At 46.1% G+C, this 14,826-nt stretch carries 13 protein-coding genes; 9 read left to right on the top strand and 4 right to left on the bottom strand.

Annotated elements, in window-relative coordinates; translation table 11 throughout:
* Nucleotides 1–158: 158 nt before the first annotated feature.
* Together QUB68_RS07685 and QUB68_RS07680 are read right to left on the bottom strand one after the other, a co-directional pair.
* On the bottom strand, nucleotides 159–2,024 hold the full coding sequence (locus tag QUB68_RS07685) for an ABC transporter ATP-binding protein (RefSeq protein ID WP_332990938.1): 1,866 nt from the start codon (nucleotides 2,022–2,024) through the stop codon (nucleotides 159–161).
* Nucleotides 2,025–2,406: 382 nt separating this feature from the next.
* Nucleotides 2,407–4,785, bottom strand: a complete 2,379-nt coding sequence (locus tag QUB68_RS07680) for a glycoside hydrolase family 31 protein (protein WP_332990936.1) — start codon at nucleotides 4,783–4,785, stop codon at nucleotides 2,407–2,409.
* A gap of 151 nt (nucleotides 4,786–4,936) precedes the next feature.
* On the opposite strand from QUB68_RS07680, the gene QUB68_RS07675 reads away from it, so the two are divergent.
* Together QUB68_RS07675 and QUB68_RS07670 are read left to right on the top strand one after the other, a co-directional pair.
* Complete coding sequence (locus QUB68_RS07675; RefSeq protein ID WP_332990934.1) at nucleotides 4,937–5,266, top strand: DUF433 domain-containing protein; 330 nt, start codon at nucleotides 4,937–4,939, stop codon at nucleotides 5,264–5,266.
* Nucleotides 5,259–5,645, top strand: coding sequence for a DUF5615 family PIN-like protein (locus QUB68_RS07670; protein WP_332990932.1), 387 nt, complete (start codon nucleotides 5,259–5,261; stop codon nucleotides 5,643–5,645). The genes QUB68_RS07675 and QUB68_RS07670 overlap by 8 nt, the downstream gene beginning before the upstream one ends.
* 101 nt (nucleotides 5,646–5,746) lie before the next feature.
* On the opposite strand, the gene QUB68_RS07665 is transcribed toward QUB68_RS07670, so the two are convergent.
* Nucleotides 5,747–6,865: an ankyrin repeat domain-containing protein gene (locus tag QUB68_RS07665; protein WP_332990931.1), complete on the bottom strand. Its 1,119-nt coding sequence runs from the start codon at nucleotides 6,863–6,865 to the stop codon at nucleotides 5,747–5,749.
* 111 nt (nucleotides 6,866–6,976) lie between these two features.
* Nucleotides 6,977–7,099: a hypothetical protein gene (locus tag QUB68_RS07660; protein WP_332990930.1), complete on the bottom strand. Its 123-nt coding sequence runs from the start codon at nucleotides 7,097–7,099 to the stop codon at nucleotides 6,977–6,979.
* On the opposite strand from QUB68_RS07660, the gene QUB68_RS07655 reads away from it, so the two are divergent.
* The 7 genes from QUB68_RS07655 (at nucleotide 7,098) to QUB68_RS07625 (ending at nucleotide 14,760) form a co-directional block, all read left to right on the top strand.
* Nucleotides 7,098–9,311 carry a sensor histidine kinase gene (locus QUB68_RS07655; protein WP_332990927.1) on the top strand — a complete coding sequence of 738 codons (2,214 nt, stop codon included), beginning with the start codon at nucleotides 7,098–7,100 and terminating at the stop codon, nucleotides 9,309–9,311. The genes QUB68_RS07660 and QUB68_RS07655 overlap by 2 nt on opposite strands.
* Nucleotides 9,295–9,606 (top strand): hypothetical protein, encoded by a 312-nt coding sequence (locus tag QUB68_RS07650; RefSeq protein ID WP_332990925.1) that lies wholly within the window; start codon nucleotides 9,295–9,297, stop codon nucleotides 9,604–9,606. Before QUB68_RS07655 ends, QUB68_RS07650 begins: the two co-directional genes overlap by 17 nt.
* 264 nt (nucleotides 9,607–9,870) lie before the next feature.
* Entirely contained in the window at nucleotides 9,871–11,334 is a 1,464-nt protein-coding gene (locus QUB68_RS07645; protein WP_332990923.1) for a cbb3-type cytochrome c oxidase subunit I, read from the top strand.
* On the top strand, nucleotides 11,331–11,852 hold the full coding sequence (locus QUB68_RS07640; RefSeq protein WP_332990920.1) for a cbb3-type cytochrome c oxidase subunit II: 522 nt from the start codon (nucleotides 11,331–11,333) through the stop codon (nucleotides 11,850–11,852). The genes QUB68_RS07645 and QUB68_RS07640 overlap by 4 nt, the downstream gene beginning before the upstream one ends.
* Before the next feature lie 10 nt (nucleotides 11,853–11,862).
* Complete coding sequence (locus QUB68_RS07635; protein ID WP_332990919.1) at nucleotides 11,863–12,111, top strand: cbb3-type cytochrome oxidase assembly protein; 249 nt, start codon at nucleotides 11,863–11,865, stop codon at nucleotides 12,109–12,111.
* Between the two features lie 15 nt (nucleotides 12,112–12,126).
* A complete protein-coding gene (locus tag QUB68_RS07630) occupies nucleotides 12,127–13,536 on the top strand; it encodes a universal stress protein (RefSeq protein ID WP_332990917.1) in 1,410 nt (469 codons plus the stop codon).
* Between the two features lie 612 nt (nucleotides 13,537–14,148).
* The gene (locus QUB68_RS07625) at nucleotides 14,149–14,760 is read left to right on the top strand and encodes a 2OG-Fe(II) oxygenase (protein WP_332990914.1); all 612 of its coding nucleotides are present in this window, start codon (nucleotides 14,149–14,151) and stop codon (nucleotides 14,758–14,760) included.
* Nucleotides 14,761–14,826 lie beyond the last annotated feature (66 nt).

Raw genomic sequence — 14,826 nt, 5'->3', positions numbered from 1 at the left:
GTTGATGGTTGACAGTTAAGAGTTGACAGCACTTAACAAAAGAAGTCCGAGGATTGGAGTAATGAATCATCTGATTTTAATTTATCCTTACAAGGGTTCCGGGTTTAAACCAATTCTTTCCGGTACACCCGCCCTCATGAATTTTTGTTTGTTTAACTTTAAATATAACTGCTAGCTTGACGGGTAAACATCGAACAGTAAATTCCGTTTGATGCGATCAATTCGTCGTGAGTTCCTATTTCTGCTATTTTACCATTTTCCATGACTGCGATGCGATCGGCAATTTTGGCCAATCCCAACCGGTGACTGATCACAATCGTGGTTTTCCCGGCGGCGATTTGGCGGAAGATGCTGTAAATTTCGTGTTCTGTCTTCGGATCGAGGGCGGCGGTTGGTTCGTCAAAAATTAGGACTTCGGCTGTGTCAAGCCGCATGAGGGCGCGCGCGATCGCAATTCTTTGCCATTGTCCCCCCGATAAGTCGATGCCGTCTTCTAATTGTTTCCCCAAGGGCGTTTCTAAACCTTGCTCTAAACTGTTGACTTTGGCTGCAATTCCGGCTTCGGAAATTGCTTGATTAATTGCGGTGTCATCCGACAAGGAAAGCAAGTCGCCGAAGCCGACATTTTCTCGTACTGTCGAGGGGAAGCGGGCGTAATCTTGCATGACTACTGCTATGCGCGATCGCACGTATGCTAGAGAGTACGATCGCAAATCTTGACCGTTCCAGGCGATCGTACCACTTGTCGGGTCATACAGGCGGCCGAGGAGTTTGCCAAGGGTGGTTTTACCCGCGCCATTTTCACCGACAAGCACTAGCATTTCACCCGGATTAATGGTTAAGTCGATATTTGCGATCGTGCTTTTCTTGCTACCGGGATAGCAAAAAGATAAATCCTTAATCTCGATACCAATTTTATCTTTTGTGGGGCGGGCATCTTGCCCGACATCTGGTAAACTAGGCAAGCGAGATGTCACATCAATAAGCGGAGACTGCAATTCTGGCTTTAAATCCAACAGTTGAAAAATCGGACTGACACCGAGGCAAATATCGTACAAATTAGTGTAACTATTAATCAATAATTCTAAACTGTTTTCTACTTGGACAATCAAACCCGAATATAGCGCCAAATCTCCCAAAGTATAGCGCCCTCCCAAAGCTCCCATTACTACATAAACAAAGGGCAAAGCTACTCCCACTCTACTAAATATCGACCACAAGAGTACAATAATTGATGCCTTTTTTCGGATGCCCTGCATTTCGCTAAAAAACTGCACGAACTGACCTTGCCAACGTTTAAGCCAAAGTTCTTGCAGCCCAAACAAACGCAATTCTTTAGCGTATTCTTCCCCCATTAATACCCTAGATGACAAGTTCATTTCGCGACTAATTTTAGCTTGCTTCTTTTGAACTCTCCAGATGATTCTGGTATATTTTCTTTCGATGTAAATTGAGGGAATTGATGAAATCAACATCAGCAATGGAACCCACCAAGCTATGGCAGCAGCAAGGCTGACAGATGGAATGAAAATAAAAATTCCCGTGATTGTCATGCTGATGCTGAATGCTAGTTGCTGTATTTTGGATACTCCGGTTTTTGCAAGTTCTACAATATTTAATAGTTCCGGGTTTTCAAACAGGGCGATATCGTCGAAATTGGCGACTTTTTCGAGGACTTTTCCTTCGACTGCGCCTTGAACTCGATCGCGTAAAGATGTTACCGTAAAGGAACTCATGGTTTCGATGGAATCGCCGACTAATTTGAGACTTAAGACTCCGGCAACACTCCACAGCAACATTGGATGATCGAGCATCAAAGTTAAGGGCTGTGCTGTTTTGGGTTGCGACAGCAACCGAGAGACTTCATCAATGATTAATTTATTTAAAAATAGCACGCCAGATGGGGCTGCACCGCGAATAATGTTGAGTACGATCAAATTTCGGAGTTCAATTGGTGCGGCTTGGATTATCAGCCCCAAGCTGCGCCGCAAAGCTTGGAATGTGGTAATTTGAAGAAGCTGCATTATTTGTGGTTACGGATAACTGTTAACTCAATTCTTCAATAATTGTTTCTATGGGCAGAAATAGCGATAGTTCTCGATCGTGAAAGGGAATAAATTCGTGTTTTTTGTTGAACTCTTTTCCTTCCCAGTAGCTGAAAGTAATATTATAGCTTTGAAATTAGCAGCCTGCACACAAATTAGATCGTTGCCGTTGAAATAAGCGTTATTGGTTCGATGTTTTGGAATCTGAGTTATTGTTCTGAATGATGCGGACTGAAGTCCTCACTACAAACCTGATGCGGACTGAAGTCCTCACTACAAACCTGTTTGATTGTGATGCTTACAGCAAGAATATGAGGACACAGCAGTGCTGTGTCCCTACGGGTATGGCGGAGAAATTTGCTTAAAATGTCAAACGCCGCACTGTACCGTCGTCGGTAAATTGCTGTTCCCCAATCCCAACAACTTCTACAGTAATTTCGCGCTCTAAAATCGCAAACTTTCCCTGTCGCGCGGCAATTTCAACGATTGTTTTTTCCCCTTCTAAATACACTTTATAATTAGTCGTTGCCCAGATACCTTGTTCATGTTCAAAACTGTGTCCGTCGTCTTCATAAAGCGTCCATTCACCAGTTCCGGGCCAAATTCGCATTTTCAATGAATCGATCGCCTCTTCGCTCACAAATTGACGCACAGGCGCTAACGCAATTATCCCACCGCCCCGCACGTAAAGCGGCATTCTCTCCAGAGGTGCGATCGCCAAAATGTGCGTCGGGCCGTGATAGCATTCACCAGTCCACCAATCAAACCAAGTTCCCTCCGGCAAATACACGGCGCGATGCTCAACTCCCGGCCGATAAACGGGTGCAGCCATCAGCGACGGGCCGAGCAATACTTGATCGTAAAGGTGATAAGTTGTCCGATCGCGCGGAAAGTGATAGAGTAAGGGTCGCAAAATCGGCGTTCCCGCAGTCGCAGCTTCCCAAAACAGCGTGTAAATGTAAGGCAACAACTGATAGCGCAAATTGATGTATTCGCGACAAATCTGCTCAGTGCGATCGCCAAAAACCCACGGTTCATGCTGAGCCGTACTCATGGCAGAATGACCGCGCATCAAAGGATACAGCATCCCCACCTGCATCCACCGCGCGAACATTTCAGCGGTTGCATTCCCCGCAAAACCGCCGATGTCGCAGCCGACAAACTGCACGCCGGAAAGCCCCATGTTGCAAAGCATTGGTAAGGACATTTCTAAGTGATCCCACAACGATTGATTGTCGCCCATCCACACGGAGGAGTAACGCTGTACGCCCGCAAAACCCGATCGCGTCAGCACAAAAGATCGTAGCGTAGCGGGGCGTAAGCCATCGCCCCCTCGCACTTTTCTCAACCCCTCCGCACAAGCTTTCGCCATCATCAAACCGTACAAATTGTGCGTTTCCGCGTGCGTTGCGCGATCGAACTCCGGGCCCTGCGGTGCATCCAGCGGAAAGCAGATGTGTTCGCCGCCGTCGCCAAAAGGCCGTTCCGCGATCGCAGGTTCGTTCATGTCGTTCCAAATCCCCGCAATCCCAATATCTGTGAGGGTTTTGTGCAATTCGCCCCACCACTCGCGCACCTCCGGGCGCATGAAGTCGGGAAACACGGCTTTATCTGGCCAAACGTAACCGTGAAAAAGCTTTCCCTCGGCGGTGCGGACGAAATAGTCGTTTTCCACACCGCGATCGAATATTTCGTAATTTGCTTCCGGTTCGTACTTGACACCGGGATCGATAATGGTGACAACCTTGAAACCCGCTGCTTTCAAGTCTGCGATCAGTTGCGCGGGATCGGGGAAACGCTTGGGGCTCCAAGTAAAAACGCGGTAGCCGTGCATATAGTCGATGTCGAGGTGGATGACATCGCAGGGAATCGCCCGATCGCGAAATTCCTTCGCCAACTCCCGCACAACGTCCTCAGATTCGTAGCTCCAGCGGCATTGGTGGTATCCCAGCGCCCATTTTGGCGGAAGCGGCATCCGGCCGGTTAACTGCGTGTAGGTGGCTAAAATTCGGGCGGGTTCGGGGCCGTAGATGATGTAGTAGTCGAGTTCTGGGCCTCTGGTTTCCATCCGCAACACGCCCGGTTTTTCGGCGCCGATGTCGAATTGACTCCAGAAAGTGGTGTTGAAAAAGATGCCGTAGGCGCGATCGGGATTCAGGGCGATGTAAAATGCGATCGCCTGGTACATTTCATCTGTCTGCGAATTGTAGTCGAGGGCGTCGGTTGTCCAGTTTGTCTTGACTTCGGAGAGTTTGTCGAGAAAGCCGGTGCGTTGGCCGAAACCGTAGAAGTGTTCGTCGGCTTCAATCCGCTTCCAGCCAGCAGTTGCGCCCGCGCGCCATCCCATCGCGCGATCGCAGTCGCTAGCAAAGGGTTTTCCTGATTTGTCAAAGCATTGAACTGAAGGGCGATCGCGCTTTACGGAAATTAATATTTCTGCTGTTTCAATTTCGATCTTTTCCTCAGTTTCTCGCACTTCAAAAGGCACGATTTCCCATTCTTCGTCAGGAAGAGTTACTGAGTGCGAGCGAGTTGTGAATTCGCCAGTCGGGGACATTCGGACTCTGACTAAATTCGCTGCGAGTACGCTGATGTTGAGGGAAGTTGCGCCGCAATTGAAGTGAATTGTGCGATCGGCGCAGCTATCCCGTAGGGAATCGGTTTTGTCGATCGATTGTACAGGGCCGATAGTTGACCAAGGCTGTTCTGTGGTTTGGAGTTTTCCGAAGTATTGCGGCATATACTCTGACCTCAAATATTATCTATATTGCTGAAAGAATTCAGGACTGTCATCTGACCAAAGGATGAACTAGATAGAGTAATTTTCCATATTCAATAATTTTTGGAAAAACTTTGCTACAATGATGCCATAGCCTTAGCTCAATTTAAGTATGAATGCGCGATTAATCGAGTCGCTTGTCCAAGTTATAGAATCGCTTTCGCCCGAAGAAAGAGGACTGTTAGAAAGCCGTCTCAAAGCTAATGCGATCGAGAAAACTCCCGGCATTTGCGGCGGTAATGCCCGCATTCGCAGTACCCGGATTCCTGTTTGGACGCTGGTTTCTTTCCGCCAGCAAGGTGCAGGCGATTCAGAACTTCTGCGCAACTATCCAAGCCTAACTCCCCAAAACCTCGCTGCTGCTTGGGAATACTACGAACAAAACTCCTCAGAAGTCGATCGCGCGATCGCTTATAATAACTCAGACGGGGTAGATGACTAAAATCTATTGTGACGAAAACTTCCCCCTAGATATTGTTGGATACTTGCGGCAACTAGGATACGATTTCCTCACTTGCTACGAGGCTCAAAATGCTAACCAGGGTATCCCCGATGAGACAGTCCTCGCTTTCGCTACCCAACAGCAGCGAATTCTAGTCACGTTAAACCGCGATGATTTTATTGCACTACACAGAACTCGTGTTGCTCACTCAGGTATCATCATCTGTAAGGACGATCGCGATTATGGAGGACAAGCCCAAGCACTTCATGCCTGCTTAAGTGAAAATCCCAACCTTACCAATCGCTTGATTCGCATCAAAAAACAGAATCAACCCCAATCAGCCAGTCAAGTTTTCATCTACCAAGAGTATGAGAGATAGATCGATTTGATGTTATACTAAAACTGTCTGCCTAGGACGTTCGGCGAAGCTGATTCGAGCCGCGGACGAAAGTTTGTTTATGATAGGTTTCAACCGCCGAGTTATATTTTAGCGCCGTGCTGTTTGAGCAGCTTAACAATCTCCGGTGTGGATGATTTGTCAGCAATGCTTAAAGCAGTTGCACCATTTTTATTCCGCGCGTTCACATCCGCACCTTTGGAGAGAAATAACTTCACTAATGCAGGTTTTGATTGCGGAGAAATACCAGTATTAGGTTGTACAATTCTCATCAAGAGAGTAGTATTGTCGTAAGGATCGGAATCGTTGATGTCAGCACCGCGATCGATCAATAATTTTACAATATCGATACCTCCACGGGAGACAGCGCTGTACAGTAAACCTGATGGTATTTGGGCTTGATTCTTGAGAAGTAATTCAATTATCTCTTGCTTCTTTTTTTCAGACTCAAACCTATTAATTACAGAAAAAAAGGTGTTGTCTTTGACACGAGCGCCTCGATTAATCAAGGCTTTGATTGCTTCAGAATTGCCGCTTTCTGCTGCGATGTCGAGTGCTGTTTGTCCGTATTCGCTGCGATCGATCGCCTCCAAATCTGCACCGTTGGCGCTCAATAAGTCGATAGCCCTACCGCTACCTCTTCCTGCTGCTGCCGCGTGCAGGGGCGTTTGTCCCGATTTGTCGATCGCCCTTAGATCCAATCCTTTTTGCAGCAACAACTGTACAATTGCCTGATTCGGGCCAAAAGCAGCCGCGTGTAACAGTGTTTGGTTTAAGTAAGTCTTGAAATAAATATCGGCATTTTTTGTCAGGAGTTTTTCGACTTCCAATAAATCGCCCGTGTAAGCAGCACTAAACAGCAGAATGTTGATATTATCTATTTTGGGCAATTCCCATTTGTCGAACATCCCAACTTCAACCAAATCGCCCCGCCAGCCCACAGACACAAGTTGCACCATCTCAAAACTTTTACTATTCAACTCTTTTCCAGACGCATCGAACAGAAATACATCGCACGGCGCATCGCTTCCCCCACCCGGCATAGCAAACAGCATCGGATGCCTGACAATCGCGATCGCATATTTGCCGTCTGGACTCCAATCAGCGCTGCGAATATCCGCTTTCATAATTTGTCGGGGCGCCACCGAGAGAATAATTAACAAGCCTAAAATACCAAGACAGCCGAAACGAAAGAAACGCATAATTATTTTACAGTAGCTTATGCGATCGACTATAACTATTAACCTGTTGGCCCGATCGCACTTTGGGAATTAGCACACAAAAAACCGGGCCCACCTGCCAATCGCTCCAACTCATCTATTAAAAGCCTTGGAGTAGCCTGTTGAGGGCAGATAGATCGAAATTTGCACGATCGGCAAAAATTGTTGCAAGCTGGAGTTGTAGTTGTCGTTTTCGATTCCAGATTTATAACTCATGAAAAAATCTTCCTTTAGCAAAGTCCGGGCATTCCCGCTGCAACTTGTCCTGATTATTCCCTTCGTGCTGCAAGTTTTCGGCGCTGTCGGACTCGTGGGATATCTATCTTTCAAAAATGGTGAGAAAGCAGTTCAGGATCTAGGCGAGCAGCTAATGAAGCGCACCAGCAGTGAGCTAGATCACCATTTGAATACTTATTTGTCGATTCCGCAGCAAGTCATCCAGATCAATGCCGATGTAATTCGCATGGGATTGCTCGATTTGCGCGATCAGAAAACTCAAGGCAAATACTTGTGGCATCAAATGCAAGCCTACGACCTCAGTTACATTTACATAAATTTTCCCACCGGGGAAGCCCCAGGAGCCTCCCGCTACGATGGTCATACTGTCACCATTGATGATATATCAACCAAAACCGCAAGTCGGCCCAACAATGTGACCACTTACTCAACCGACAGCGATGGCAACCGAACTCGCATTTTGAGTACAAGTTCGTGGGATACCCTCAACGAGCCTCCATATACTGAACCTGTGAAAGCAGGAAAACCAATATGGATTCGGATTTATACCTTTTACGATCCCAGCTATCCCCCCTACATTGCCGCATCAGCAGCTCGTCCAGTTTATGATGACAACAAAAAACTCATTGCCGTCGTGGGAGCAGATATCCATCTATCAAAACTGAGTGATTTTTTGCGAAACTTAGATGTCAGCCGCTCGGGGCAAGTGTTTATTATGGAACGCGATGGGATGTTGGTTGCCACTTCCTCAAAGGAGGAGCCTTTTATCGTGGCCAATAACGAAATTAAGCGCCTCAAAGCCACAGACAGTTCTAACCCAGTTGTACGGAGTATTGCCCAGCAGCTTCAGCAACAAATTCCCGACTTTAAAACTATTACCAATACTCAAAAACTGAACCTCGATTTTCAAGGAGAAGAATATCACGTGCATATTACGCCCTGGCGCGACAAATATGGTTTGGACTGGTTGGTAGTAACTAGCATCCCGGATAGCAGCTTCATGGCACAGATTCATGCCAACACCAAAACCACGATTCTGCTGTGTTTGGGGGCGCTGGCTGCGGCAACGGCGATCGGCATTTTCACCTCCCGCTGGATTTCCCGTCCCATCCGGCGCTTAAATCAGGCAAGTCAAGCAATGGCATTCGGCGATTTAGAACAGAAAGTCGAACCCGGCAACATCGCAGAATTCAACATTCTCGGCTGCTCTTTTAACGAGATGGGAGGGCAATTGCGCGAATCTTTCATTGCTTTAGAAAACAGCAATGCAGAACTAGAAGCGCGAGTAGAAGAACGTACTCTTGAACTCAAAACCACATTAAAGGAGTTGCAGCGCACCCAGTCACAGGTAATTCAAAGTGAAAAAATGTCTAGTTTGGGACAACTGGTTGCTGGAGTTGCCCACGAAATTAACAACCCAGTCAGCTTTATTCACGGAAACCTCGCTCACGTCGAAGAATACACCCGAAATTTGTTAGACTTTTTGGAACTCTATCAAAAATACTATCCAAATCCGGTGGAGGAAATTCAAACCGAAGCTGAAGAGATTGATTTAGAATTTATTCAAGAGGATTTGCCCAAGATGGTATCATCGATGCAAATGGGTACCGATCGCATTCGGAACATTGTGCTATCCCTCCGCAATTTTTCCCGCACTGACGAAGTTGATCTTAAACCAGTCAACATCCATGAAGGAATCGATAGCACTTTGATGATTTTGCAACACCGCCTCAAAGCTTCCTCAGAAAGACCGGAAATTCAGGTGATTAAAAACTACGGTTCTCTACCGCTGACTGAATGCTATGCAGGCCCGCTGAATCAAGTGTTTATGAATATTCTATCCAATGCCATTGATGCCTTGGAAGAGAATAATGCGCGGCGTAATTACCAGGAAATTAAAGAAAATCCCAGTCAAATTACGATCGGAACCTGTGTCATCGATGCCGATTGGGTGGAAATTGCGATCGCCGATAACGGTTCGGGCATACCGAAAGAGATTCGGCAGCGCATTTTCGATCCTTTCTTCACAACTAAACCTGTTGGCAAAGGAACGGGTATGGGAATGTCGATCAGCTATCAAATTGTTACTGAAAAACATGGGGGCAAGCTGGAGTGTTTCTCTAGTCTGGGTGAGGGAACAGAGTTTGCCATCAAAATTCCTGTTAAACATAAATTTGACCGCGCTAGCTAAGGGAAGATTAGCAACGGATTTTTTAACGGATTTAACGGATTTAACGGATGGAAGATTAGCAACGGATTTTTTAACGGATTTAACGGATGGAATTAGCAAGTTCGGTAACGGATTTTTTAACGGATTTAACGGATGGAAGATTAGCAACGGATTTTTTAACGGATTTAACGGATGGAAGATTAGCAACGGATTTTTTAACGGATTTAACGGATGGAAGCAAGAAACAGGTTCGGCCGGGGCGCGAATTGTAGCCGCCGCAACATTAGCATTGCGAACCAAGAAGATAAAGAAATAAAGTTAATTTGGCTCGAAAGTTGGGGTTTGGGTGTATGGAACTTGCGTTAAAAGTCGATCGCGCTTTCCTCAATACAGGAGTTTGACAACCCGTCTTTTGACGAGACTATAAATTAAGCACTATGGTTTTTTTGGGGAAATGTACGTTACCATAAAAAAGTACATTTACTCATTTTGTATACAAAAAGACACATTTTACGTTGTCTTTAGAATTGCATCACTTGTCAACTTTCCTAGGGAAATCATTCCTGTTTTAGTAAACCTTATGACTTCAACTCAGACTAATTCAGATACGATTACCCAAACCAACGTCTTATCTACTCAGCCTCAGCGGAATCCTTTCCGTATTCACGCCCTTGAGCGCACCGATCACGCGATGCAGGTGTGGCTATTTTCGGGCTTGTTTTGGCTAACAATTGCGATGATTATCGGGATAATTGAAGCAGTCAAACTGTTTTATCCAGAATTTTTGCAAAGCATTCCAGCCTTTGCCTATGGGCGATTGCGTCCAGTACACGTCAATATCGGCATCTTTGGCTTCATGAGTATGGGATATTTGGGAGCCGCCTTTTATATGGTTCCTCGCCTCACTCAAGCCCCATTATTCTCAGAATCACTGGGCTCATTAACCGCTTGGGGATGGAATTTCAATTTACTGGGTGGTTGTCTGGCGATCATGATGGGTTTCAGCAAGGGCAAAGAATACTCAGAGATTCCGTTTCCGTTTGATATGGGATTTGGTTTGCTAGAAATCGCTGTCGCAGGTAATATCTTCTCTACCTTTGTGCAGCGGCGCGAAGAACGGCTATATGTTTCTTTGTGGTATATTTTGTTGGCGATTATTCCATTCCCTATTTACTACACTTTGGGTAATGCGAATCGATTTAGCGGCATCGAAGATGCGATCGTTAACTGGTTCTACAGTCATAATTTGTTCGGCATTTGGTTGACCACATTGGGATTGGCGACGCTCTATTATATTGTGCCAAAGCAGGTGAAAAAACCGCTTTATAGTCACACGATTTCCTTTGTTGGTTTCTGGACATTAGCTGCTTTCTATCCCTGGAATGGCGGGCATCATGTGATTTGGGGGCCAGTGCCAATGTGGGTAATGTCTGCGTCGGTTACGGCTTCGTTGGCGATGTTTGTGCCGGTGTTTGCGACGATCGTCAATTTCGGCGGTACAGCCCTCGGAGCGCTGTCTGTGCTGAAGACAGACGTGAGCTATCGTTTTAGCATCTTGGCGTACTTGGGATATGCTGGTGCGTCTCTGTGGGGCAGCTCCTTGGCAATTATGTCCTTCAATGCCAAAATTCATTTTACCTACATGACGATCGCCCACGTGCACCTAGGATTTCTGGGATTTGGGATCGCTGGATTGGTAGCATTTACCTATTTCTATCTGGAAAAATCACGTAAATTATCATACTCGCAATCCTTGGCAGAATGGCATTTCTGGCTGACTGTGTTGGGGATTGTGGGCTATGTTGCTTCAATGGCTGCGATCGGCTTAATCGAAGGCAACGAATGGGAAATGGGAAATTCACCCACTGGAACAATGATGCTGCGTACACCATACAACATTGTGCGTGCGATCAGCGGCGGTATGTTGTTAGTTGGACAAAGCGTGTTTCTGTGGAATATTTGGCAAACCCTGACAACATCCCCAGCATCTGCTGAAAAATCAATATTACCAGAAAATCGTCAATTAGAGGCAACACAAAAATGAGGTACATTCGAGTTTTTCCGATTATCATTGGGTTATCCATCTTGTTTGGATTAGCCTTTAGCGGTTTAGCCGTCGCACCCGCATTTACATCGTCGATTACTGTGCCCAGCGTGGGCTTGGTAGCTTACACACCATCGGAATTAAAAGGGCGGCACATTTATACACGAGAAGGCTGTGTTTACTGTCATTCTCAGCAGGTACGAAGTGTGAAAGCAGATGAAAATTTAGCATCGACGTTCGGGATTTCTAAATCTGGTGACTATTATTACGATCGCCCCCACCTTTTAGGAACCGCCCGCCAAGGCCCAGATTTATCCAATGAAGGGCAGATTTGGAGGAGGGAAATTGGCGCTCCCGCACGGGATTATTTAATCGGACACTTTAAGAATCCGCGTGACTATAACCCAATGTCGATCATGCCTTCCTTCAATTACCTATCCGAACAAGAACTATCTGATTTAACTGATTACATCCAGTCTTTAGGGGCTTGGAAATCACCAGTAGAATCATCATCATAGGTTAAACATCATGTTCAATCAATTCATAGTTTATACACTTTTACCATTGCTGACTGTGATCGAGCAAATGACTAAAGAAGTAGTCATGCACAGTAGTTGGTTTGGAGTTGGAGATGGTACGGTAGTGATGTGGTCGCTGGTTTGGGTGCTGCTTCCGATTAGTTTGTTTGTGATTTTTGGTTTATTGTGGGCTGCCAAAGCAGGGCAATTTCAAGACATTGATGAAATTGCTAGACGGCAGCTTGATATAGAAGATTAGGAGTGAATCGAGACAATGAAGATTTTAGTCGCCGCTGATATTTCCCCAAATTCGATCGCGATTGTGGACTTTTTGAAAGTTTGGTTAAAGGGAACCCAAGTTCAGGCTCAAATGACGATTCTGCATATAACTGAACCTGAGTTAGATTATGCAGAATCTGCTCCCAGTCACGAAACTGCACCGAATTCAATCAGTAGAGAAGAACTCAAAGAGCTTTTTCATCCGCTAGAATCCCTCTGCGAACTGAATTATGTCATCACGAATGAAGAGTTTGGGGATAGCATTTTGAAGCGATCCCAAAATGTCGATATGATTGTGATGGGGCGACGCAAACGCGATCAGTTACAGGAAATGTTGTTGGGTAGTTTGAGCCAATTTATTCTACACCGTGTCACTTGTCCGCTGTTGATTGTTCCAGAACCCGATCGCCCAAATGCTCAGGCTACGGTGGCTAATGCTGAGACTCCGGTAATCTCGGTGGAAGCTTTGGCTAGGCTGAAAGTGCTGATTTGCGTTGCTAAAGCCGATGGCATTTTAAATGAATCGGAAAAAGTGCAACTCCGCTCTAGTGCACGAGTGTTTGCGAGGGGGATGATGTGGGATCATTTACTAGATGAGTCGATCGATCTATCGGCAGAATTGGCTCAAATTATCACCCCAGTCGAACAGGAGCTAACTTACTACACAGCCTATCGTTTGATTGCGGCCAAGGCAGAACCTCATCCGTCTGAAAAGAATATAATTGAGCAAATTAAAGACACTTTCAATTTGGACGCAGCCACGATCGAGCAGTTGCATGAGTTAGTGAATCAAAGCTATACAATTCAAGGAGATAGAACTATTCAACCGATCAAAGATGTTCAGCAACGGGCAGAAGTGATCGATCAAAAAATCTTGTATGGTGCGATCGCCACTGCTGTACTAGGGGGATTTCCGTCTCCGTTGATGAGTACCTATACGGAGTCGGTAGCCCTTGATATTCAGTTTGCTTTGATTTCGGAAGTTGGCGGGCTTTGGGGCTATACGGATCTGGAATCTCAATCGCTATTTGAGGGGATTGTGGGCAGTTTGGGCTTTGTGTCGGCTTGGCTGACTGCGATCGACATTGCGAAGTTGTTACCGAACCTTGGCACGAATTTAGGGGCTTCTGATGCGTTTATGGCGACTTGGGCGATCGGCAAAACGATGAATGCTTATTGTGAGAGCGATCGCAAACTGAGCCCTTTAGCGATGCGTCAAATGTTTAAGCAAGCCCGAAAAGAAGGGGAAGCAATCTATCGCAAAAACGAGTGGGCGATTGTGGAGCAGCAAAATACTCACAAGCTCCAGATTAAGAAGTTAACTGAGGATTTGAGAGCTAGGAAATTAGCTTTAGATGTTTATAAACGGCTGGTTCGACAACAGTTGTTTTCTATTCAGAGATAAGCATCTACACAAACGAAGACGGCGAATAGAATTCGCGTCTACGCAAACGAAGACGGCGAATAGAATTTGCGTCTACACAAACGAAGACGGCGAATAGAATTCGCGTCTACACAAACGAAGACGGCGAATAGAATTCGCGTCTACACAAACGATGTCCGCCTCCGCGGACTGAGGAAAATAACGTAATTTTAACGACTCATTCTTCAACCCGCGTCGGCGGGTTTTGTCTGTATCGACGCGAATTCTATTCGCCGGGTATTCTCATTCTTCAACCCGCGTCGGCGGGTTTTGTCTGTATCGACGCGAATTCTATTCGCCGGGTATCGACGCGAATTCTATTCGCCGGGTATCGACGCGAACTCTATTCGCCGGGTATTAGACCTCTTGCAAAAATAATTAGGACGATGCTCAAAGCCCATCCCACAAAATTTTTTTTCTTGTGGGATGGGCTTCTAGCCCGTCCGAAAATTTGATTAAAAGGACTTTTGCAAGAGGTCTATTCTGTATTTCATGCGATCGCAATTTACGATACTATATCACTACGAGCAACGCAGCAATCCCAAATCTGAGCAATTGCTGCATTCCTACCTGCCTTTTGAACATTGATGATTTTTGAGCGCCTTGAAATACTACAGCCAACATCCTAACGCCTTCTCGATCGACTATCTCAACGACTTACGAGGAGCAATACTAGCCTCACCTTACTTTGCAATCAACAACCTCAACCGCGATTTCATTGGCACAAAAGGCTTTTCCGTGGTGTTTCAGCGCGCCCAAATCGCCGAAGTAGAGCGCCGCTTCCCCTTGTTCAAACCCTATCTAGACCAAGCATTACAGCCTGAATGCAACGCTTTTTACCTCAACCCCCTGCTGCTGGGCGAAGGTTCCCGCGTGGATGCCCATATCGATCGCTCCTTGCGATCGTACTGCAAAACCGTCGAACCTCCCGCAGCCGTCAGCGTATTATACGTGCAAGTACCCCCAAATTTGCAAGGAGGAGAGTTAATACTGCGGCGCAACAAACAGCAAGTCGGGCAAATTAAGCCGCAAGCCAATTCACTGATCTATTTTCAAGGAGATTTAACTCACTCAGTCAACGCTGTTAAAAGTACCGGGACTCGCTTAAGTTTGGTTTGCGAACAATACAGTTTGAGCGCCACAGAATTGCAAGATATTCCCGGATTTACAGTGGAGTCGAGGGCCGTGAAAGCAAAGATTAAGTAAGCTAGTATCGTGCGTCAGCTTTGAACTCTCAATTATCGATCGCATAATGCGCTGCTGATGCACCCT

This window comes from Microcoleus sp. A006_D1 (assembly GCF_036702805.1).
In the GTDB taxonomy this organism is placed as follows: domain Bacteria; phylum Cyanobacteriota; class Cyanobacteriia; order Cyanobacteriales; family Microcoleaceae; genus Microcoleus.
Note: the sequence above shows the minus strand (reverse complement) of the source record. Positions and strands in the feature narration are given on the sequence as shown.

What these genes read in the sequence shown, in the direction of transcription:
- QUB68_RS07685 (WP_332990938.1), bottom strand. Translation starts at nt 2,024, where the DNA reads ATGCAGCTTCTTCAAATTACCACATTCCAAGCTTTGCGGCGCAGCTTG.
- QUB68_RS07680 (WP_332990936.1), bottom strand. Translation starts at nt 4,785, where the DNA reads ATGCCGCAATACTTCGGAAAACTCCAAACCACAGAACAGCCTTGGTCA.
- QUB68_RS07675 (WP_332990934.1), top strand. Translation starts at nt 4,937, where the DNA reads ATGAATGCGCGATTAATCGAGTCGCTTGTCCAAGTTATAGAATCGCTT.
- QUB68_RS07670 (WP_332990932.1), top strand. Translation starts at nt 5,259, where the DNA reads ATGACTAAAATCTATTGTGACGAAAACTTCCCCCTAGATATTGTTGGA.
- QUB68_RS07665 (WP_332990931.1), bottom strand. Translation starts at nt 6,865, where the DNA reads ATGCGTTTCTTTCGTTTCGGCTGTCTTGGTATTTTAGGCTTGTTAATT.
- QUB68_RS07655 (WP_332990927.1), top strand. Translation starts at nt 7,098, where the DNA reads ATGAAAAAATCTTCCTTTAGCAAAGTCCGGGCATTCCCGCTGCAACTT.
- QUB68_RS07660 (WP_332990930.1), bottom strand. Translation starts at nt 7,099, where the DNA reads ATGAGTTATAAATCTGGAATCGAAAACGACAACTACAACTCCAGCTTG.
- QUB68_RS07645 (WP_332990923.1), top strand. Translation starts at nt 9,871, where the DNA reads ATGACTTCAACTCAGACTAATTCAGATACGATTACCCAAACCAACGTC.
- QUB68_RS07640 (WP_332990920.1), top strand. Translation starts at nt 11,331, where the DNA reads ATGAGGTACATTCGAGTTTTTCCGATTATCATTGGGTTATCCATCTTG.
- QUB68_RS07635 (WP_332990919.1), top strand. Translation starts at nt 11,863, where the DNA reads ATGTTCAATCAATTCATAGTTTATACACTTTTACCATTGCTGACTGTG.
- QUB68_RS07630 (WP_332990917.1), top strand. Translation starts at nt 12,127, where the DNA reads ATGAAGATTTTAGTCGCCGCTGATATTTCCCCAAATTCGATCGCGATT.